Raw genomic sequence first — 21,478 nt, 5'->3', positions numbered from 1 at the left:
GCTCCTTCGATCAGGTCAGGGTGATTATCCGACGCCTGTCAGTCGGGAAAAGCAGGCCTTGAACCGGCCTTTGAGGTGTGACGTTTGCCTACTTCGACGCGTTCGTCGTTTCACCGGCACGCGCTACGGATGCCATCGGGGCGCTACGAAGCCGCTCCAGCAACCCTTCGCGCACCACGGGCCACTCCTCAGCAATCACCGAGAACAGCACGCTGTCCCGCACCGTGCCGTCCGTCCTTTTCTGGTAGCGCCGAAGCGTGCCCTCGTAGCGGGCACTGAGCCGGGCGATGGCCAGCTGGGAGCGCCTGTTGCGAACGTCGGTCACGAACTGCACCTGGCCGGCGCCGATTTCATCGAAGGCGTAAGCAAGCAACTGGAGCTTCGCGTCGGTGTTGACGCCGCTTCCCCACACGGCGGGAGTGAAGGCGGTCGCGCCGATCTCGAGCCGGCTATCCGGTACCGAGGCGTTGAGGTACGACGACGTGCCCACCACGGCGCCGGCCTCCCGTCCGGCCACTGGGGCGCGCAGCCTCACCATCCACGGCACCCGGCCTTCCAGCTGACGCTGCCGCCACATGTCGGCGTACGCGGACAGGCCCGGTCGCGCGGCCGGGCAAGTGCTGCCAGACGGCATCGTGGTCCAGGGCCGCGTACAGCTCATCGGTGTCGTGGTCGACGATCAGTGGCCTGAGTTCGACCATCGGTCCCTGGAGGCACGACTCCGGGTCCGGTGGCCAGGACATGTTGCGCCATGCCGTGTTCTGGGGCCGGGAGTCGTCCACGAGCGTAAAGGGATGGCTCTGCATGGTCACAGGCTAGGCGTGCCGACCGCGTCGGTGACGCCCCCCACGCCGTCCGCATCTGGATACCGCGCCGAAACCGGACCCCATAGGAGAACCAGAGGTCCGAGGCCTCGTCCGTGTCGGGCCCGAGCACAAGAAGCCGGCGCGGGGCGGCCCGGTTGGGCAGCGAGAGATCGGCGCCCTGGTCGATGCTCCCAAGAAAGCGTTCCAGGCTTGTGTCGTCGCGGAATATCCGGCTCCGGGAGCCCTGTGTGCCGCTACTGGTACAGATCTTGACCACGTCGGACCGGTCACAGCTAAGCACGTCGCGCCGTTTGAAGACCGTGGCAGGCAGCAAGGGTATCGAGATGACGGCGTCCGGTCCGTCCAGCATGGCGGGCGACCAGCCGTCGACAGCAGCATACCGGCGGTATGCGTCGCAGGCATCCCAGTGGTGCAGCACCGCGTCACGCAGCAAGGAGTATTGAAGGTCCGCCAGTTCGCGGCCCGCCAATTCGAAGACGTCCTCACGCTGGTAAACGACGTCGTCCACCGCGTCCAGCGACGTTAACACGGATACGTTCAAACTTGCAGCAGACATCGACAATCGCCCCTAAGCGTACGACAAGGCCTCGCCCGCGCGTCTCCATCAGATCTCGGATCTACCGGCTCAGATGATGTTGATGCACTTCGACGGGCACTCGAACGCCGCCTGCCGTACGCTCTCCGCCTGCTCGTCCGTGACCTCGACCGTCCGCGCCTCACAATCGGCCGGCTGGTCCTTCTGTGCCAGCTTAACGTACGAGACGTACTCCTCGTCCGTGGCAAACACGGAACCGGCAAGCTCGATGCACAGTTCAGACCCCTGGCACAGTTTGTGGTCGACCCAAACACTCACCGGACAGCCCTTCCTGGCGAATTTTTCCCATTCCCACCCCCAGAGTGTGTCCGTGCGCGAACAGGAACGGCGTCCACGACCGGGACGCCGCCCTCCAACAACCGTACTGCCACGTTGACGCGCTCGGCGTACTCGCTAACTCAAGCCTCCAATGGAATCGAACAGCAAGCGAACTCAAGTCGTTGACAATCTAGAGTGGCGTGCGGAAAACCCGAGCGCTGAAGGTCAGGTTACTATCGGTAACTTAGCATGACCGAGCTGGCCTGTACAGCCGATTCCCTGCCGGTTATCGAGAATTGCGGGCCGTGCAGCATCGGGAGTAATGGCCCAGCCGTCGGGAATATATACAGAGAGCAAGGAAAGCGATCGATGCAGGTGGCACTCCGGTAGGTTCGCTGTTGGGTGGTTGAGCACGACTGACCAGCCCATTTAGCGAGACCGCAAAGTCGGCCGACGAGCGATCCTCCAGGTACGGAGAGTGCCGTAGCGAGCCTGAGATACGCAGGCGGCCCGCTAAGTCTTGTGATGTAAGTCACTACCTTGGCGGGTATGTTGCCAGATCGTCACCGCTGGGACGACCCCCCGGGTGAGCGGCTCCGGTGGGGACACGGCAGAGCTGGGCCAGGTGTTGGATCGGATGGCTGTACCGCTGGGTGTGGAGGCAATGCCGTTTAGGGCTTGCAGATTATTAACACGCTGGTTTGGGTTTCGGGTTCAGATTGATGTCGTGCGCATGGGCGTGCAGGGTGACCCGCAAAGTCGTTTCCGCAGGTCAATGGGCCTTTTCCGTGCCGTCAGGATGGTGGCGGGGGCGCGGTGGGGTGGGTAGCGGTCGGCGACGGGGTGAACCTGGGCCGGCCGAGATCTGGTGACTGTCCGTAAATCTGGACGGCGGTCGGCCAGCAGGTGATCACCACCTCGGGTGGTGACGGTGGGTGATGACAGTCGGGTGAGGGGCCGTGGCTCGGTGGCAGGGTGGGGACGGCGCCTATTCCGGGACGGCTCCGGATGAGAGCGCCGGCTCGCGCGACGCCTCAGACTCCCGTGCCGTGATCGGAACAGTCGGCAGGGCGTGGGTGAAGGCCAGACCGACCAGCGCCATCCCCGCTGCCGCGAGCAGGGCCGCTTTGAGGCCGGCGAGCTGCGCGTCGGCGTAGCCGGCCACGAGCGCGTCCGCCTCGGCCGGGGGAATCGTCGTGTTCGCCAGCGCCGCCCGGACCTCGTCCGTGGACACGAAGCTCACCCCGGACTCGAGGGCCACCCCGGCCTGCGCCCGGACCTGCTCGGAGATCCGCGGGTCGTCGGCGATCCGGGTCGTGAGGGCCGCGGCCAGGCCACTGATCACAATCGCGCCCATCAGCGCGGTACCCACGGCTGAACCGAAGTTCTGCGCGGTGTACTGCAGGCCGCCGACCTGACTGCGGGACGACTCGCCGACCGCGGACTGGACGACGTTGCCCAGTTGGGAGGCCAACAGTCCCATCCCGATTCCGAGCACGGCCATCGCCACGGCGAACCGCACATCGTCGATGTGCGGTTCGACCGTGCCGACGAGGAACAGCGACGCGCCCATCAGCACCAGCAGACCCATCCGTACGATCCGGCGGGGGCCGGTGAACCGACCGAGCAGCGGCCCACTCATGGCGGAAAGGAGCATCGTTGCGGACACCGGCAGCAACCGCAGCCCGGTCTGGAGCGCGTCGAACCCCTGCACGATCTGCAGGTAGAGCGGGATGATGAAGAACACTCCGAGCAGGATGACGTTCTGGACGGCCAGCACGGACAATCCCGACCGCAGCGGTCGGACTTCGAGCAGCGTGAACCGCACCAGCGGGTCCCGGCCGGTCTCCTCGCGGTGCCGCTCCCAGGAATGGAACATCACCAGGACGGCGAACCCGGCCCCGACCACGAACGGGGTGAGGGCGAACCCGAGCGGCTCCACCGGTGAGTTCTTCGGCCGCAGCCACCCCCACGAACTGCTCTGCAGGATCCCGAGGACGACCAGCGCCAACCCGAGCGCCGACAGCACCGCGCCGACGGTGTCGAAAGTCGCGAACCCACCGCCGCTGACCGGCGTGGTGTCCCGGACCCACCGGACGGTGGCCACGATCGCCGCGACCACGACGGCCTCGCCGGCGAACACCACCCGCCAGCTCAGCGCGGTGGTCGCCCAGCCGCCGAGCAGCGGGCCGACGGCGATGCCGGCACCGGCCAGGCCGCCGATGACCGCAAAGGCCACCGCCCGATCCCGCCCGGAGTAGTTGCCGCCCACCAGCGCCACCAACGCCGGCAGCACCAGTGCGGCGCCCAGCCCCTCGATGACCGACCAGCCCAGTGTCAGCACGCCGAGGGTGGGCGCGGTAGCGGTGATCAACGATCCGACCCCGTAGACGATGATGCCGACGGTGAACGCACGCCGTCTGCCCCACAGGTCACCGAGCTTACCGCCAGTGATCGTGAAGGCGGCCATCACCAGGGAGTAAAGGGTGATGACCGCCTGGATCGCGGTCACCTCGGTGTCGAAGTCCTCGACCAGCTGCGTGATCGAGACGTTCATCACCGAGGCGTCCAGCACCATGAGGAACTGCGCGGCGCCGAGGACGACCAGCGCATTCCACCTGCCCACCAGCCCCCCAGTGATTACCGGCGGCGCCACCGCATGTCAGGCGCCACGACACATCAGGTGCCGGACACATCAACGGAGAATCAGGCGAGAACCTTTGCCTTCTGCCGCTGAAACTCCTCATCGGAGATCGTGCCACGCTCCCGCAGTTCGGCGAGTCTGGTGATCTCCTCCGCGGTGTTCGGCGTCCCGGCGGTCGTGCGCACGTAGTCGCGGAACGCCCGGTCCTGGCTTGCCGCCCGCTGCTCGAGCCGTTCATGCATGCTGCCACCACGGACGATCAGGTATGCGAGAATACCGAGCAACGGTAGCACGATGACAAAGACGATCCATGCGGCCTTGACCCAACCGGACAAATCATGACTCGTAAAAACATCGGATATCACGATGAACAGAAGGTAGAACCACACGACGAACAGGAAAATCCACAACATGGTCCAGAAAACGCTGAGAAGCGGATAGCCGGTCTCCATGATGACCTCCTTGGCCGGGCCACTTTTCCGTTCCGGTTGCCCGACCTGCGCCGGTCTGTACAGGGCTGTGTCAGCCGCGATGTCGTGCCGCCGTACCCAACGATGCAGGAAACAGGGGTCGTACTCGTCACCCCCACCGGGTGAGTTCAGGCGGTCGCCACCGTGGCGGCGGGCCCAAGCGAATACCCGGTTCAGTTCACCGTGGACTACCCGGCGGAGGTCCGGAACCGGGTAACGGTTTTCTCCAGATGGAACCTCAACCTACTTCGTTTCGAGAACCGGGTGGTTGCATACCTGCTGGTTCTGCGGGACGACTACCCGTCCACCGACGCCTACCCGCCGTTCCGACTCGAACCGTGACCGCCCACCGGGTCCCGGACCACCATGTGCCGCCTGGGAGCAGGCCCGCTCCCGAGCCACCAACGGTCCGGACGGGTGTCGGGATGGGCGGTCAGGTATCCGGACGGGTAGTCGTGGACCTCTCAGCGTGGTCATGGGACACTTCGGCCCGTGCTTTCCGCGGCCGCACCCCGCGGCGCGGACGATCCGCCCGTGGACGCCCCCTCCATACGCAGGCCTCCACAGCATAAAGATGATCTTCAAGATGACCACCTACGTGAGTTACACGGCCGGCTGGCCGCCGGCGACGCCACAGCGTTGGCCGAGATCCACACCCGTTATGCCCGCTACCTTACGGCCGTGGCCGTAAGGGTCACCGCGGACCGCGACGCCGCCGACGAGGTGGTACAGGACGTCCTGGTTCACCTGTGGGAGCACCCGCTTCGGTTCGACCCCGACCGTGGCAGCCTGCGAGCCTATCTGGTCGTCCTCGCCCGGCGGCGGGCCATCGACTGGGTCCGGCGGGAACGCGCGCGCCGGCCGAGCGAGGCGGTCGCCCGTAAACTCGCGGACGCGCCCGACCACCCGGCGGCCGAAACGGTCGTGGTGAGAGAGGCCACCGCGGCAATGGTGCGCCGCGGCGTGGTGGATCTGCCCCATCCGTTACGGGAAGTAGTGGAACTCGCTTTTTTTGATGGATGTACCTACCGTGAGGTAGCGACACGTCTGACAATTCCGGAAGGTACGGCGAAAACCCGGATCCGGACGGCACTACGGAGGCTGGCCGACCAGCTGGACCGCGAAGGGGTTCACGGATGAGCGTGCGGAAGGCAGGTGCCGGTCCCGGCGACCTTGCCCACCCGCACCCGTCCGTACACCTGTCCGAGGCCCGGTCCGAGGCCCGGTACGGGCAGCACGTCGACGACATCCTCGGCGCATACCTCCTCGGAGCCGTCGACCCCGACGAGACGATCATCGTCGAAACGCATCTCGGCCGGTGCGTGCAGTGCTCCGCGACCGCCGAGACGCTCGGTCTCGGCCTGGTCGGACTGGCCGGTGCACCGCCGGCCACCGCCGCGTTCCCGGACGATCCGGCCCGAGGAGCCGAGCTGACCGGGGCTGCCCGCATGGAAGCGGTCATGGCCGCGGCGCTGGCACGCCGTCCCGCCATGCCCCCTGTATCCGAAATCGCGGACGTGTACGTCACCCAAGTCGCCGCCATCGACCGCCTGCTGGCCGAGCTCACCGCGGACGACTGGGCACTGCCCGTCGTCAACGGGTGGAACCCCCGGGAGCTGGTCGCGCACCTGGCCGCAACCGACGGGCTGGTCGCGGCCGGGATCGGCCTTCCCGTGGACCCGCCCGTCCGCAGCACCGACCTCGACGAGCGGACCGCGGCCGTCCACGCCTACCAGCACGACTGGTCGGCAGAACGCACCTGGCGGGCCTGGCATGACGCAGCGAGCCGTATCGCCGAGCGTCTCGGGCAGGCCGCACGGTCCGGCGCAGCGCCACCGGCTACGGCCGACAAGCGCACCGCCCGCCTGTACGACTATCTGACGGCACGGGCCTTCGAGACCTGGATCCACGGACGTGACATCGCCGAACGGGTCGGTCTGGCCATGCCGCTGCCTCCCGCGGACCACCTGCACCGGATGGCCGACTCGGCGATCCGCATGCTCAACCCGCTGCTACGGGCGGCACTGCCGCCCACGTCAACAGATGTGACCGTCCTGGTGACGCTGTCCGGCGCCGGTGGAGGTCGTTGGCACGTCACCCCGGAAGTTGCGCGGACCATTCCCGGTACCGGGGATGATCCTGCCGTCAGCGCGCGGCTGTCCGCGGACATCGTCGACTTCTGCCTGCTGGTGGCCGACCGCACGCGGGCGCAGGATGTCAATGTCCGGCTGGCGGGGGACACCGATGTCGGCTGGGCGATGCTCGGCCTCGCACCGTCCCTCTCCGGTGCCTGACCCGCCGCGGCGTCCACTGCTGTAGGTGGAAACCGTCAGCACAGCAGCGGTTTCCACCTACAGCCAGCGGGATATCCCATCAGCCCTTCACACAGAGGACGGCGCGCAGTTCCACCGCGACCTCGACCAGATCCCGCTGGTAGGCGATGACCTGCTCGATGTCCTTGTAAGCCGCCGGGATCTCGTCAATCACACCAGCATCCTTTCGGCACTCCACCCCGGCGGTCGCCGCGGCCAGGTCCTCAGTGGTGAACGTCTTCTTCGCCTTCGACCGGCTCATCCGCCGACCCGCCCCGTGCGACGCCGAGTGGAACGACTCCGGATTCCCCAACCCGCGAACGATGTACGACCGGGTGCCCATCGAACCCGGGATGATGCCGTACTCCCCCGCCCGTGCCGAGATCGCGCCCTTACGGGTCACCAGCACGTCCGCGTCGTAGTGATGTTCCTCGGACACGTAGTTGTGGTGGCAGTTCACCTCGGCGAACGCGCGTTCCCCCGCATGTGGGCCCGTCTGCGGCGCGACCGGCGCCCGCAGCCCCGGGAAAAAACCCTGCAGCACATCCCGGTACAGATCGAGCATCCTCACCCGGTTCAGCTTCGCGTACCGCTGTGCCCAGACCAGGTCATGCCGGTACGCTCGCATCTCGTCCGTGCCCGCGAGGAACACCGCCAGGTCCCGGTCACGCAGGTCGGCGTTGTGCGCCAGGCGTTTCGCGATCCCGATATGAACCTCTGCCAGCTCCTTGCCGATGTTGCGGGACCCCGAGTGCAGCATCAGCCACACCTGATCGTCGGTGTCGAGGCACAGTTCCAGGAAGTGGTTGCCCGAGCCGAGGGTTCCCAGTTGCGCCATGGCCCGGTCCAGCCGCCCCGAGACCAACGGGTGCAGGTCGGCGAAGCCGTCCCAGAGATCCCGGTGGGAGCGCACCCGGGCCGAGACCGTCGGATGGCCGAGATGCCCGACCGGGATCGCGGCCTCGACCGCCGCGCGCACCGCACCGAGGTCGTCAGGAAGATCACTGGCGGTGAGGTTCGTACGGACGGCGGCCATCCCGCAGCCGATGTCGACGCCGACGGCCGCCGGTGACACCGCGTCCCGCATGGCCACGACCGAGCCGACGGTCGCGCCCTTGCCCAGGTGGACGTCGGGCATGACCGCAACATGGTGGTGGATGTAGGGGAGGTCCGCGATGGTGCGCAGCTGGTCGAGCGCGCCGCTGTCCACCTCCTGCGGATGCGTCCACATCCAGATAGGAGCCCGCGCACCCCCGAGTTCCGCAACGGCAGCCATGACCCGATCGCTCCTCTTCGTCATCCGATACCCGGGGAGTGGACGCCCGGGATCCCCACGAGGAGAAGAGTGCCCGATTCGTCTGGGTTTTTCGAATGGTTTTCCGCCATCGGACTTTTTCGTCACCGGACGCGAACGGGGCCTGCGGGAATCTCCCACAGGCCCCGTTCTCACGTACTGCTGTTCTCACGTACTACCGGCTCGCGCGTTCCGGCCGGGCTACTCCCGGCCGAACTGCTCCCGAAGACGACGCAGCGCATCCTCGTCGATCGCGGAGGCGGGCTGGTCCGGCTCGGCGGAGGTGTAGGACGACGGGGCGGCCGCGGCGGCCTCGGCCTCCTGGGCGGCCCGGATCTGCGCCTGGTGTGCCTCGTACCGCTGCTGGGCCTCGGCGTACTGCCGCTCCCACTCGGTCTGCTGCTCCTCGAAGCCCGGCAGCCACTCGCCCGTCTCCGGGTCGAAACCCTCGGGGTAGACGTAGTTGCCCGCCTCGTCGTACTTGGCCTCCATCCCGTACTGGGACGGGTCGAACGACTCGCCTTCGGCGACCAATGCGCTGGAGTCGTTGGCCTGCTTGAGGGAGAGGCTGATCCGCCGCCGTTCCAGGTCGATGTCGATGACCTTGACGAGGATCTCGTCGCCGACGTTGACGACCTGCTCGGGGATCTCCACATGCCGCTCGGCAAGTTCGGAGATGTGCACCAGGCCCTCGATGCCCTCGTCCACCCGGACGAACGCGCCGAACGGCACGAGCTTGGTGACCCGGCCGGGGACGACCTGCCCGATCGCGTGGGTACGGGCGAACTGACGCCACGGGTCTTCCTGGGTGGCCTTGAGCGACAGCGATACCCGCTCGCGCTCGAGGTCGACGTCGAGAACCTCGACCGTGACCTCCTGGCCGACCTCGACGACCTCGGACGGGTGGTCGATGTGCTTCCAGGAAAGTTCGGAGACGTGCACGAGACCGTCGACACCACCGAGGTCGACGAACGCACCGAAGTTGACGATGGAGCTGACCACGCCCTTGCGGATCTGGCCCTTGGCGAGCTGGGCAAGGAACTCCGAGCGGACCTCGCTCTGTGTCTGCTCCAGCCATGCGCGACGGGACAGAACCACGTTGTTCCGGTTCTTGTCCAGCTCGATGATCTTGGCTTCGAGCTCGCGGCCCACGTAGGGCTGCAGGTCGCGGACACGCCGCATCTCCACCAGGGACGCGGGCAGGAAGCCGCGCAGCCCGATGTCGAGGATGAGGCCGCCCTTGACGACCTCGATGACGGTGCCGTTGACGACGCCGTCCTCCTCCTTGAGCTTCTCGATCGTGCCCCAGGCGCGCTCGTACTGCGCACGCTTCTTGGACAGGATCAACCGGCCCTCCTTGTCCTCCTTCTGGAGAACAAGAGCCTCGACATGATCGCCGACTGTCACGACCTCGTGCGGGTCGACATCGTGCTTGATCGAAAGCTCCCGCGAGGGGATCACACCTTCGGTCTTGTAGCCGATGTCGAGGAGCACCTCGTCGCGGTCCACCTTGACGATGGTTCCGTCGACGATGTCACCGTCGTTAAAGAATTTGATCGTTTTATCGACGGCGGCGAGGAAATCCTCAGCCGAGCCGATGTCGTTGACCGCGACCTGTGGGGTGGTCGGGGTAGGCGGTGTGGTCACGGTCTCCACGGGTCGTACGTCGGTGGTGCTCGTCAAGGGGTCGGCTCCGGCTGCGGGGTTCGTCGTATACACGAGGGCCGGATCGAACCGCCGGGACGGAGGGACAGGGACCGTGCAAAACGAACACTGTCAGTACCGCGAACGACGCTCGAGCGGATCTGCTAGGTCTGAGATCCACAGACTCTCGTGCCAGACCCCAGTCTAGGGACGGGTGTCCAGGGTGGTCAACGCCATCGCGGGTCGACCTCGCCCCAGATCGAGGTGAATCTCGTCGAACACCGCCACCTCGCCCCGTCCCACGGGTACCGCACGCCCCATGAACGAACCACCCCCCGACCGAAGATCACAAACTACTGCGAGGATCGATGCCGTGAACGGATCAGAATCGGGCGGACCGGTGGCACCCCGACCGGCGCCACCGGCGACGTCCCGACCAGCCGTACCCCGACCGGCCGCGCCGCAGTACCCGGCGGGTCGCTACCATCCGGCGGAGTTCGGGTACAGCGAGGTCGACCATGACACCGCCCGCCGGGCCAACCGTGGCTACTGGGATGCCACCGCCGACGACTACCAGGCCGAACACGGCGAGTTCCTCGGCGACGCCGACTTCCTGTGGTGCCCGGAGGGGCTGCGGGAGGCCGACACCCACCTGCTCGGCGAGATCCGCGGTCGCACCGTGCTGGAGATCGGCTGCGGGGGCGCGCAGTGCGCACGCTGGCTGGTCACCCACGGCGCGGAAGTGGTGGCACTGGACCTGTCCGCGGGTCAGTTGCGGCATGCACGGTCCCTGTCCGCCGCCACCGGCGTGGAGGTTTCCCTGGTCCAGGCGGACGCGGCCCGGCTGCCGCTGACCGACGCGAGCGTGGACGTGGCGTGCTCGGCCTTCGGCGCGATCCCGTTCGTCGCGGACAGTGCCGTTGTCATGCGCGAGGTCGCCCGGGTGCTGCGGCCCGGCGGACGCTGGGTGTTCTCCACCACACATCCGATGATCTGGTCCTTTCCCGACAGCCCGGGAACGGACGGACTCACGGTCGTGCGCAGCTACTTCGACCGGCGGGCCTATGTGGAACGTGACCGGTTCGGGCGGGCGACCTACACCGAGACCCACCGGACGGTCGGTGACCGCGTCCGGGAGCTGGTCGCCGCCGGGCTGCGCGTACTGGACCTGATCGAACCGGAATGGCCGGCCGGCCACGACCGGGTGTGGGGTCAGTGGGGACCGGTGCGGGGCAGGCTCTTCCCGTCAACCTCGATCTTCGTCACCGAGAAACCCGCCCGGTCCGGCTGACGCCACCGGCGCGGCCGTACCCGGGCCGTACTCGGGCCGCGAACTTCCCGATCGCGCTTGTTACATGTAGTAATGGGTATGTCACCTTCGTGGTACGGGAAGACGACAGGACGGCCAGGCGTTCGGGGACGATCGACGCCGTCCCGGCTATCGCACCCACTCATCCGGCGCCCGGTCGCGGCTACAGGCCGACCGCCGGAGCCGGACAGCTCGGCGCCGCGGCCGGCCCGGCCGACCCAGCCGACCGGGCCGACCGGGCCGTCCGAGGCGCCGTGCGCACAGCCTCCCCGCTCGCGGTCGCCGGCATCGTCGCCAACACGGCGAACCTGCTCGTCACGCTGGTCCTCGCCCGGCATCTGGACAGTCGGTCCTACGGCGCGCTGGCCCAGTTGCTCGCGCTGTTCTTCGTGGCCTCGATGCCGGGCAGCGCCCTGCTTGTCGGAGTCGTCCGCAAGGTGACGGCCTGGCAGCAGGCCGGCCGGGCCGCGGTGATCGACCAGTGGGTCACGCGGGTACGCCGGATCGGCATCGCACTGGTGGCCCTGACCGGGATTGTCGGCCTGCTCCTGCGCGACGTCATCGCCGCCGCGCTGTCCCTGCCCGGGCCCGGTGGCGTCGCGGAGATGCTGACAGCGGGCGCCGCCTGGTGTCTGCTGTGCATCGACCGCGGCCTGCTGCAGTCCGCCTGCCGCTACCCCGGGCTCGCGGCCAACCTCCTGATCGAGGGTCTGTCCCGAAGCGTCCTGGCGGTCCTGCTGGTCCTGGCGGGTTTCGGCGAGGCCGGCGTCGCACTGGCGATCCTGCTCGGGGTGCTCATCGGGCTCGGGCACGCACGTCGGGTCCTTGCCCAGGCCACCGGTCGCCACCGGACCGACCCCGGCCCGCTGCTCCACCCGGCGTCCCCGGGCTCGGCGGTCTCGGGCTCGGCGGTCTCGGGCTCGGCGGTCTCGGGCTCGGCGGTCTCGGGCTCGGCGGTCTCGGGGCAGACACACGACGCGCAGTCCGGCGGCCCGCGGTGCCCGGGGACGCCACCGAACCGGCTCGCCGTCGAGTTCGGGGCAGCGCTCACCGCACTGGTGCTGCTGGGCGTCCTGCAGAACGTCGACGTGCTCGTGATCGGCGCACACCGATCCCCGGATGCCGGTTCGTACGCGGCGGTGTCCGTGGCCTGCAAGGCGCTGGTCTTCGCCGCGGTGGTCCTGGGAGGTTTTCTGCTGCCGGAGACCGTGACCCGCCGCCATCACGGACAGCACGCACTCGCGCAGCTGGGCGCGACACTGGCGATCCTCGCCGTGCCGGCACTCGGACTCATCGGGATCGCGCTGACCGCCCCGCGGGCAGGCCTCGCCCTCGCCTTCGGGCAGCGTCTCACCACCTGCGCGGCGGCGCTCGCACCGTTGGCCGGGGCGATGGCCTGCCTCGGGGTGACCGTCCTTTTCACCCACTATCTGCTGGCCGTTGGCGCGCGCGGTGTCCTGCTGGTCCTCGCGGCCGCCACCGCGCTTGCCATCCCGCTCATGCTGTGGGCACACGGCCGTCCGATGACCATCGTCTACGTGGAACTTGCGTTGCACGCCGCGCTGGCAGCCGGTACCGGTCTGCTGGTCCTGTCCACGGCGCGGCCCACCGCACGGCCACGGCCACGGCCACGGCCAGCGGGCCGCCGTGTCCCCTCGACCCGGTGATCCTGCACCGCCGTGACCACCGTTACGGCCGTGAGGTACCGCACGCTGCCATCCGAACCCGCCCGGAGCGGGCCCTGAGGAGATCACTAAAATACTCCGGACGCACCCCACGGGTGCTGTTCGCAGACCCGTGGGGCGGGCGGGCCGTCAACTCCATTCCACACCCACGGCACCAGCGGCCGGGGGCCGAACCAGGATGATGGGGCCAGACCGTTGACCTTGACCGCACCATCGGAACACACGCGGCGAGGTATCGCCCGCCGGTTGACTGGCGTGCCGTCCACCCACACCGGGTCGCCGGGCCGCCGTCGTCGGTGGGTGCCCTCGTGGCCTCCGCTGCTGCTGGCGGCGATCACCTACATCCCGTTGCTGTGCACCGCTCCCGGACGGGTCGGCGTCGACACCAAGGCCTATCTCTACATCGAACCCAGGCGGCTGATCAGCCACGCGGGGATCATGTGGGATCCAAACGCCGGGATGGGTGTGGTCACCCACCAAAACATCGGCTTCCTGCTCCCGCAGGGAGCCTTCTTCCGGCTCCTCGACCTCGTCGGCCTGCCCACCTGGGTCGCCCAGCGGCTGTGGACCGGCTCGGTGCTGTTCCTGGCCGGCGCGGGCGTGCTGTTCCTGATGCGGTCGTTCCGCTGGCCGGACCGATTCGCCTTCGTCGCCGCCGCCGGCTACATGCTGACCCCGTACGTCCTGGAGTACGAGGCCCGGATGTCGGCGATCCTGCTGCCCTACACGGGCCTGGGCTGGCTGGTCGGGATCACCGTCCGTGGCCTGCGTGAGGCCCGGGGCGGGCTGGCGGCATGGTGGCCGGACGGCTGGCGCTGGCCGGCCGCGTTCGGGCTGACCGTCGCGCTGGTCGGCAGCAGCAACGCGTCCAGCCTGATCTTCGTACTGCTGGCACCGATGCTGTGGCTGCCCTTCGCCCTGTGGGGTACCCGCGAGGTCCGACTCATCCCGGCCCTTGGAATGATCATCCGTACCGTGGTCATGGTCGTGCTGTGCTCGGCCTGGTGGATCGCGGGCCTGGTCACCCAGGCCGGCTACGGTGTGGACATCCTCGCCTACAGCGAGACGCTCAAGACCGTCGCGAGCGCCTCTCAGGCGTCCGAGGTGCTGCGAGGCCTCGGCAACTGGTACTTCTACGGCGGGGACGCGCTCGGGACGTGGATCTCCCCGTCACACGCTTACACCCAGACGATGTGGGTAGTTGCGGTCAGCTTCGCCGTGCCGCTGCTCGCACTGGCCGCGGCCGCGCTTTCCCGGTGGGGGTACAAGACCTACTTCGTCCTGCTGGTGCTGGTCGGCACAGCCGTGGCGGTGGGCGTCTACCCCTACGACCGCCCCTCACCGCTGGGCGCGGCGTTCCGCGCGTTCGCCCAGGCGTCCACGGCCGGCTTCGCGCTGCGGTCCATGCCCCGCGCGGTGCCGCTGGTGGCACTCGGCCTGTCGGTGCTGCTCGCCGGTGGGCTCGCCGCGGTCTGCGAACGGCTGGCCGCCCGGCTTGCGGAGGTAGGCGAACGCCGGCGTGCGCGCTCCGGCGGCTCCCCCGGCCGGGACGGCGCCCGGGCGCGGTTGCTCCGCCTGGCTCCCGGCACGGCGTGGATGGTCGTGGTCGTCCTGATCGTGGCGAACCTGAGCCCGCTGTGGCGCGGCCAGTTCGTCCAGGGGGGGCTCGACCGCCCCGAGACGATCCCCGGTTACGAGCGGCAGGTCGCCGCGGCTCTCGACGCGGCCGGGTCCGCCACCCGTGTCCTGGAACTTCCCGGCGCGGATTTCTCCCACTACCGGTGGGGGACCACTCTCGATCCTGTCATGCCCGGGCTGACGGATCGTCCCTACCTGGTCCGCGAACTGATCCCCTTCAGCGCCGCCGCATCCGCCGATCTGCTGCGTGCCCTGGACCGCCGGTTGCAGGAAGGGGTGTTCGAGACCGGCTCGCTCGCCGACATCGCCCGGCTGATGGGAGTCGGCGACATCGTGCTGCGCAGCAACCTGCAGTACGAGCGCTTCCGCACTCCGCGTCCCGCGCTCACCTGGCAGCTGTTCACCGACCCGGTGCCCGCGGGTCTGGACCCGCCACGCCGCTTCGGGCCGCCGGTCGCCGACACGCCGCGGATCCCGTTCGCCGACGAGATGGCCCTGGGGACCCCCGTCGGCGCGGTCGAACCGCCGGCGCTCGCCGTGTTCGGGGTCCAGGACGCGAAGCCGATCGTGCGGACGGCGACCCCGCAGGAGCCGTTGCTGGTCAGCGGAAACGGTGAGGGGCTGGTGGACGCCGCGGCCGCGGGGCTGCTCGCCGGCCCGGTGGCGGCGGACCGGCCCATCCTCTACACCGCGTCGATGGCCGCCGACCCCGCGGCTCTGAACCAGGCTCTGGCCGACGGCGCCGATCTTCTTGTCACTGACAGCAACCGGCTGCGGGCGGAACGCTGGAGCTCGATCCGTGACGGCTACGGCTACGTCGAAAGCCCGGACACGGTCACGCTCACACCCGACCCGAACGACAACCGGCTGCCGGTCTTCCCGGACGAGACAACGGCGGCGCAGACCGTCGCGCAGTTGCACGACCCCGGCCAGCCCGCGGAGATCGCCGGGATCAGCGCGACCGACTACGGCAACGCGTTCTCCTACAGTCCGCCGGAAGGCCCGATGGGCGCGGTCGACGGCAACCTGGACACCATGTGGCGGGTCGGCGCGTTCTCCGACCCGGCCGGGCAGCGCCTGCAAATCGACCTTGCCAGTCCGGTGACCTCGGACCGGGTGCGGCTCGTCCAGCCGCTGGGCGAGTCGAACAACCGGTGGATCACGAAGGCGACGCTGCGCTTCGACGGCGGGTCGCCAGTGACCGTGGACCTCACCGCCGCGTCGCGGGTCGCGTCCGGGCAGGTCGTGACCTTTCCGCAGCGCAGCTTCAGCCGGCTGGACCTCACGATCGACGAGACCGATGTCGGAGTTCGCGCGAACTACGCGGGACTGTCCAGCGTCGGTTTCGCCGAGGTCGACATCGTGCGGCCGGATGGCACCTCACCGCATGCGCAGGAGCTGCTGCGGATGCCCACCGACCTGCTCACCGCGGCGGGCAGCGCATCCCTGGGCCACCGGCTCATCCTTCAGATCACGCGGGACCGCGCCAACCCGGCCGAGCCGTTCAAGTCCGACACGGAGCCGGCCGTGGCACGGACGTTCACGCTGCCGACCGCGCGGACCTTCGCGCTGACCGGGACGGCCCGGGTAGCTGCCAACGCCAATGACCTGGTACTCGGTGCTTCGACCGGCCGGCCGTCGGGTGGGGTGAGCACGGAGTCCTCCGGACGGCTGCCCGGTGCCCTGGCGGACGGCAGCGCGAGTGCCTTCGACGCGGACCCGGCCACGATGTGGAGCCCCGGCTTCGGCGCCCAGCAGGATGCCTGGATCCAGGTCAACTCGCCGAAACCGGTGAGCTTCTCCACCATGACCCTGTCGTTGGCGGCCGACGGGCGCCACTCGGTGCCGACCACGCTGGGCCTCGTCGTGGACGGCAGGCGAGTGGACACGCTCGCCGTTCCGCCGGTCAGCGACAGCGGACGGCCCGGCGACAGCCGGACGGTCACGCTCAGCTTCCCGAAGGTTCGAGGCAGCAACATCCGTCTCGTCATCGACAGTGTCCGCGACGTGGCCACTCGTGACCCGATCAGCGGGAACCCGATCCCGATGCCGGTGGGGCTGACCGATGTCGACATCGCCGGCCTGCGCACACCGCGGCCCGCGGCAGCCGTGTCCGACAAATGCCGCAACGACCTGGTGACGGTCGACGGCAGGCCGGTATCCGTCCGGATCACCGGATCCAGCTCGGACGCGCTCGCCCGCAAGGGGCTGGCGGTGTCCCTCTGCCAGGATCCCCTCACGCTCGGCGCGGGCGACCATGTGCTGCGCACCGCGGCCGGGATGGGAACCGGGTACGACCTGGACAGGCTCATCCTCGCCTCGGAGCCCGGCGGCAGGCCGTCGCCGGTGACCGCCGACGGGTCGATCGCGACGATGCGGGCCGATACCTCGACGGACACGCCCGCCGGATCACCTGCCGCCACCGCGCCAGCACCGGCCGCGCCAGCACCCACAGTGGCAGTCACCCACAGTGGCGACACCTCGCTCGCCCTGACGATCACCGGCGCGCGCCCCGGCCAGCCGTTCTGGCTGGTGCTCGGGGAGAGCCTGTCCGCCGGATGGAAGGCGACCTCGAACGGCACGGACTTCGGGAAACCACAGCTCCTGGACGGCTACGCCAACGGCTGGCGGATCACCCCCGGGGCCACCGACTTCCGTGTCGACCTCACCTGGGCCCCTCAGCGGCTGGTGTGGCGGGCCCTGGCCGTCTCCGGTACCGCGCTGGTGGCGAGCGTCGCCCTGCTGATCGTGACCGCACGCAGACGCCGGCGGTCGTCAGGTTCCGCCCCGGTCCGGCCGGCCGATCTCCCGAGTTTCTCCGGACCCGCGCCCCGCGGCCCGCACGTTCCAATCATCGTCGCGATGCCGGTGGCGGGGGCCATGGCGCTTGCCGCGTACGCGCTCGTGAACGAGGTCGCGAGCATCACCGTCGGTGTCGCCACGCTCGTCGCGCTGGCGGTCCCACATGGCCGGTTCCTGCTCAGGATGGGCCCGGTGGGCCTGCTGGCCGTCAGCGCGGGCTACGTCATCCAGGTCCAGGTACGTCACCACATACCGATCGACGGGGAGTGGGTCAAGGAGTTCGGACGGGTCGCGACCGTCTCGTGGATCGCGATCCTGTTCCTCGCCACCGACGTGGTGGTAACGGCGGTGCACCGCCGTTACCACCACACCCCCCGCTGACCAGCTGCGCCTGGCTGGGATCGGGCCGCGATCAGGCTCGGGCGCCGGTGCGGTCGTCACGAGCGGCGTCCGCCGGGTCGGTACCGACCGACCCGGCGCTCGTTCGGGCCGGCGGCCGCGAACCGATCACATGCAGAGCATCGCGCAGCGCCTCCTCAGCGGCGCTCAGGGCAGCACTGGCCGGTTGGTCGGCGCCGGTCACCGCACCCCCGACCGCGAACGGCGGCATCGATTCCGCGTCCCAGCCGGCCCGCAACCGCCGGACCATCTCATCGGCCCGGGTGTGACTCCCGCCGGGAAAGGCCACCACGAAGCGCTCCTGCGACCAGCGCGCAACCTCCACCCCGGGGCCGGCGACGGAGCGCAGCTGGCTCGCGAAGCGGGTGAGGATGCGCTCCTCGGTACGGATCCGGGTTCCCTCCCGTTCACAGCCGGGCAGACCGAGCAGACCGAGCAGACACACCACGGTTCCGCTCGGCAGGCCCTGCAGAATGGCCAGGAACCGGTCACGGCTGGTGAGGCCGGTGGTCGGATCGATACCGGCATCCCGGACCCTGACCTGGGCCGTACGCAACCGGGCAAGGGTGTGACCGGCCTGTCCGGCCAACAGTGTGACCGCTCGCAGCCCCGCCCTGTCGGCCCTTTCCCGTCCGGCCGCCCAACGAGCCGCGACGATGCCGATCAGACCGCCCTCGCCGGGAATCGGCACAACCAGGGCGGATGCGACGCGCAACCGCCGCACGGCCTCCGGTGAGAACAGCGGCGAGGCCGAGACGTCGGCGAAGAACACGGGAGCCCGGGTACGCAGGACAGCTCCGATGGCGGTACCGTCCTGCTCGGTGAAACGCATGTTCGGTGAGATCGTTGGCTCCTGGTCCGACTTCACCGCGGACGCGGCCGCGTGAAACACGGTCGATCCCGGCAGGTCCGCGAGCAGCAGGCTGACCGCATCCGCGTCCAGCAGCGCCCGACACACCTCGGCGACCAGTGACACGGCCGAGTCCAGGTTGTCGGGGTACCAGAGCTGATCGAGCACGTCCAGCGCGCTGGTGACCTGGTCGAGCATCCGGTTCGCCCGGCGGGCCTCCAGCAGTTCCATGACCTGCCTGCCCAGCGCGGCAAACGACTCCTTCTGGCCCGAGGTGAGCGTGCGCGGGATGCGGTCGATCACGACGACGTGGCCGATCACCTGGTCGTCGGTAGTGACGATCGGGGCTCCGGCGTAGAAGCGGAACGAAGTGTTCGGCCCGATCACGGACAGACGCATGAACCGTGGGTCCGCGGCGAGGTCCGGGACCTCGAACACCATCGGCCCGGCAAGCGCGTACTGACTGACCGCTTTGTCCCGCGGCAGTTCGGTGAGGGTTGAGCCGTATCGGGCCTTGAACCACTCACGATCGGTGTCGAGGAAGGTGACGAAACCGATGGGGGTGTCGCACAGACGGGCCGCGAGCGCGGCGATCTCATCGAACGCAGCCTCGCCGTCGGAGTCGACGATCTCGTAACGGTGCAACGCGGCGATCCGGGCCGGTTCGTCCGCCGGCATCGACGCCGCAGGTCCAGGCATGACCGACCGTGGCGGAAAGGGACGCGCCGCGGGTCCGGCGCGGTCCGGGTGCCCTTTTCGAGGGGTGGCAGATCGACCAGGTGCTGCTGGCCGACGCCGACCCGAATCCGACAACATGACGGACACACCGGAACTGATCATGACGAGCAGCTCCTGCGACGGCGGCAGGGGACGCGAGATCGCCTCGCCCTGCAGGATGTCGCAGCCCAGTTCCATCAGCATCCGCAGGGCTCGGGAGTCCTCGACGCCCTCTCCGACGACGCTCAGGCCGAGGCGATGCCCGAGATCCAGGACCGAGCGCACGATCGCGACGTCAGGCAGGCTCCCGTGCGCGTCGGACACGAACCCCTTGTCAATCTTCACCTCGTCGAACGGGAGCGCCTTGAGGATCTCCATCGAGCTGTATCCGGTCCCGAAGTCGTCCAGCGACAACTTGACCCCGTGCGTCCGCAGTTCCCGCAGCATGGCGGCAGCCCGGGTCGGCTGGGTGACCAGAGCACTCTCGGTAATCTCCAGAGTAAGGACGTCGGCGGGCAGCCCGTGCCTGGCCAGCGTGTCGGACACCAGTGTGGGCAGGTCGCCACGGACGAGCATGCGGGCCGACAGGTTCACCGACACCGGGACGTGATGCCCCGCGGACGCCCAATCCGCGCACTGCCGCAGTGCCTCGTCCAACACCCATTCGGTCACGTCGATGATCAGCGTGGATCGTTCCGCCATCGGGAGGAAGGCTGCGGGAGCGAGCAGTCCCCGTGTCGGGTGCGCCCAGCGCAAAAGCGCCTCCACCCCGGCGATCCGGCCGGTCCGCGCGGACAGCAGCGGCTGGTAGTGCAGCACCAGCTCCCCATCTACGACCGCGGCGCGCAGCTGGGCGTGCAGGGCCAGCTCCCACGGCCGGACCCCGGCCATGCCCGGGTCCCAGACGCCCACCCGTTCGCCGTCGCGCTTGGCCGCGTGCAGCGCCGCATCCGCGGCTGGCAGCAGCGCGTCGACGCTGGTGCCGTGCATCGGGGCGACGGCGACCCCGGCGCTTGCCTCGACCTCGACGTCGACCCCGTCGATCCGGAACGGACCACGAAGCTCGTTGATCACCGTCCGGCCGATCGCGCGCATCTGGTCGTTCGCGGCATCGGGGCTGTCGGGCAGGTCGACCCCGCACATGACGACCGCGAACTCGTCGCTGCCGAGACGGCCGGCGAAGGCGGAGTTCACGGTGACGCAGCGCAACCGCTCGGCAAGGATCTGGAGCAGCCGGTCTCCGGCGGGGTGCCCCAGGGCGTCGTTGACCTCGCGGAAGCGGTTGATGTCGAGCAGGACGAGAACCGACTGCCGGCCGGCCGCGAGCGCCGAGGCGACCACCGGCTGTGCGCAACGGACAAGCCCGGCCCGATTCGCAAGTGTCGTCAGCGGGTCCCGGTCCACCAGGAGTTCGCTCCAGCGGGCGAACCCGAACACCACCAGGGTAGCGGCCACGACCGTAAAGACGATCATTGCGATCAGCGGCGCCGCACCAACAAGATCACCCTGGACGATGAACCCGATCATCACCGCGGCGCAGATGAGCACCGCGTTGCCGAGCGCGACACGCAACCGGGGGACCATCGCTCCATAGCCCGCCACCCAGGGATACCAGAGGAGGTACACATCGGACGCGCGACCAGGATCACTGTCGGCCAGCGCAGCCGTGACCGCGAGAACCGAGGAGAACACCAGGATGCGGTGCACGGCCGGTCGGATCCGCCTCAGTAACAGGGCCGCGGCCAGGTTCGCCACGCTGATCCCCACCGCGAGCCACGTCCCTGGCCTGTGGTATCCCGCGGACCCCGGAAGCAGCGCGAGCGCGGTGAAAACGAAGACGCCTCCCCCTGCGAGAATAAACAGAAACCGCCGTCGGTCCGTGAAAAGTGGAGCGCTCATCGTGAAGGGTCCCCCTGTCGCCGGGGACGCGGTGCCACGATCCGACGCGACACCGCACCTATGCGAGTTCCCCCGCATCCGCTTGACCCGAAACACTCGATCACGGAAAGGAAACCACCCCGAAAAAGATTCACC

14 protein-coding genes are annotated in these 21,478 nt (G+C 68.9%); 6 read left to right on the top strand and 8 right to left on the bottom strand.

What is annotated here, in order from left to right; translation table 11 throughout:
* Positions 1-88: 88 nt before the first annotated feature.
* From NBW77_RS10640 to NBW77_RS10620, 5 genes are all read right to left on the bottom strand, one after another.
* The gene (locus NBW77_RS10640) at positions 89-577 is read right to left on the bottom strand and encodes a GNAT family N-acetyltransferase (protein ID WP_165486063.1); all 489 of its coding nucleotides are present in this window, start codon (positions 575-577) and stop codon (positions 89-91) included.
* A gap of 80 nt (positions 578-657) precedes the next feature.
* Entirely contained in the window at positions 658-1,356 is a 699-nt protein-coding gene (locus NBW77_RS10635) for a LuxE/PaaK family acyltransferase (RefSeq protein WP_165486062.1), read from the bottom strand.
* 96 nt (positions 1,357-1,452) lie between these two features.
* A complete protein-coding gene (locus NBW77_RS10630; RefSeq protein ID WP_131746711.1) occupies positions 1,453-1,680 on the bottom strand; it encodes a ferredoxin in 228 nt (75 codons plus the stop codon).
* Positions 1,681-2,668: 988 nt separating this feature from the next.
* Entirely contained in the window at positions 2,669-4,306 is a 1,638-nt protein-coding gene (locus NBW77_RS10625) for an MFS transporter (protein ID WP_131746732.1), read from the bottom strand.
* Between the two features lie 80 nt (positions 4,307-4,386).
* Complete coding sequence (locus NBW77_RS10620) at positions 4,387-4,776, bottom strand: SHOCT domain-containing protein (protein WP_131746710.1); 390 nt, start codon at positions 4,774-4,776, stop codon at positions 4,387-4,389.
* Positions 4,777-4,938: 162 nt separating this feature from the next.
* Here NBW77_RS10620 and NBW77_RS10615 point away from each other — a divergent pair, with 162 nt between their 5' ends.
* From NBW77_RS10615 to NBW77_RS10605, 3 genes are all read left to right on the top strand, one after another.
* Positions 4,939-5,136 carry a hypothetical protein gene (locus NBW77_RS10615; protein WP_131746709.1) on the top strand — a complete coding sequence of 66 codons (198 nt, stop codon included), beginning with the start codon at positions 4,939-4,941 and terminating at the stop codon, positions 5,134-5,136.
* Between the two features lie 192 nt (positions 5,137-5,328).
* The gene (locus NBW77_RS10610) at positions 5,329-5,934 is read left to right on the top strand and encodes an RNA polymerase sigma factor (RefSeq protein WP_242605816.1); all 606 of its coding nucleotides are present in this window, start codon (positions 5,329-5,331) and stop codon (positions 5,932-5,934) included.
* The gene (locus NBW77_RS10605) at positions 5,931-7,088 is read left to right on the top strand and encodes a maleylpyruvate isomerase family mycothiol-dependent enzyme (RefSeq protein WP_131746707.1); all 1,158 of its coding nucleotides are present in this window, start codon (positions 5,931-5,933) and stop codon (positions 7,086-7,088) included. The genes NBW77_RS10610 and NBW77_RS10605 overlap by 4 nt, the downstream gene beginning before the upstream one ends.
* Positions 7,089-7,167: 79 nt before the next feature.
* On the opposite strand, the gene NBW77_RS10600 is transcribed toward NBW77_RS10605, so the two are convergent.
* Complete coding sequence (locus tag NBW77_RS10600) at positions 7,168-8,382, bottom strand: RtcB family protein (protein WP_131746706.1); 1,215 nt, start codon at positions 8,380-8,382, stop codon at positions 7,168-7,170.
* Positions 8,383-8,601: 219 nt separating this feature from the next.
* Entirely contained in the window at positions 8,602-10,083 is a 1,482-nt protein-coding gene (gene rpsA, locus NBW77_RS10595) for a 30S ribosomal protein S1 (protein ID WP_131746705.1), read from the bottom strand.
* Positions 10,084-10,417: 334 nt separating this feature from the next.
* Between rpsA and NBW77_RS10590 the strand changes: the two genes are divergently transcribed.
* From NBW77_RS10590 to NBW77_RS10580, 3 genes are all read left to right on the top strand, one after another.
* Positions 10,418-11,335, top strand: a complete 918-nt coding sequence (locus NBW77_RS10590; RefSeq protein ID WP_242605815.1) for a class I SAM-dependent methyltransferase — start codon at positions 10,418-10,420, stop codon at positions 11,333-11,335.
* Positions 11,336-11,424: 89 nt separating this feature from the next.
* Positions 11,425-13,020: a polysaccharide biosynthesis protein gene (locus NBW77_RS10585; RefSeq protein WP_165486061.1), complete on the top strand. Its 1,596-nt coding sequence runs from the start codon at positions 11,425-11,427 to the stop codon at positions 13,018-13,020.
* A gap of 273 nt (positions 13,021-13,293) precedes the next feature.
* Positions 13,294-17,859 (top strand): alpha-(1->3)-arabinofuranosyltransferase domain-containing protein, encoded by a 4,566-nt coding sequence (locus NBW77_RS10580; protein ID WP_250279638.1) that lies wholly within the window; start codon positions 13,294-13,296, stop codon positions 17,857-17,859.
* Positions 17,860-17,890: 31 nt separating this feature from the next.
* Here the strand turns inward: NBW77_RS10580 and NBW77_RS10575 are convergent, their stop codons facing one another.
* Entirely contained in the window at positions 17,891-21,343 is a 3,453-nt protein-coding gene (locus NBW77_RS10575) for an EAL domain-containing protein (RefSeq protein WP_131746701.1), read from the bottom strand.
* Positions 21,344-21,478 lie beyond the last annotated feature (135 nt).

Origin of the sequence: Frankia sp. Cppng1_Ct_nod, assembly GCF_920656135.1 — a bacterium.
Taxonomy (GTDB): domain Bacteria; phylum Actinomycetota; class Actinomycetes; order Frankiales; family Frankiaceae; genus Protofrankia; species Protofrankia meridionalis.
The sequence above is the reverse complement of the archived record's forward strand: the minus strand, read 5'-3'. Positions and strand labels throughout refer to the sequence as shown.

Excerpts from the sequence above, each read along its gene's own strand:
- NBW77_RS10600 (WP_131746706.1), bottom strand. The coding sequence starts at position 8,382 with ATGGCTGCCGTTGCGGAACTCGGGGGTGCGCGGGCTCCTATCTGGATG.
- NBW77_RS10620 (WP_131746710.1), bottom strand. The coding sequence starts at position 4,776 with ATGGAGACCGGCTATCCGCTTCTCAGCGTTTTCTGGACCATGTTGTGG.
- NBW77_RS10605 (WP_131746707.1), top strand. The coding sequence starts at position 5,931 with ATGAGCGTGCGGAAGGCAGGTGCCGGTCCCGGCGACCTTGCCCACCCG.
- NBW77_RS10575 (WP_131746701.1), bottom strand. The coding sequence starts at position 21,343 with ATGAGCGCTCCACTTTTCACGGACCGACGGCGGTTTCTGTTTATTCTC.
- NBW77_RS10640 (WP_165486063.1), bottom strand. The coding sequence starts at position 577 with ATGTGGCGGCAGCGTCAGCTGGAAGGCCGGGTGCCGTGGATGGTGAGG.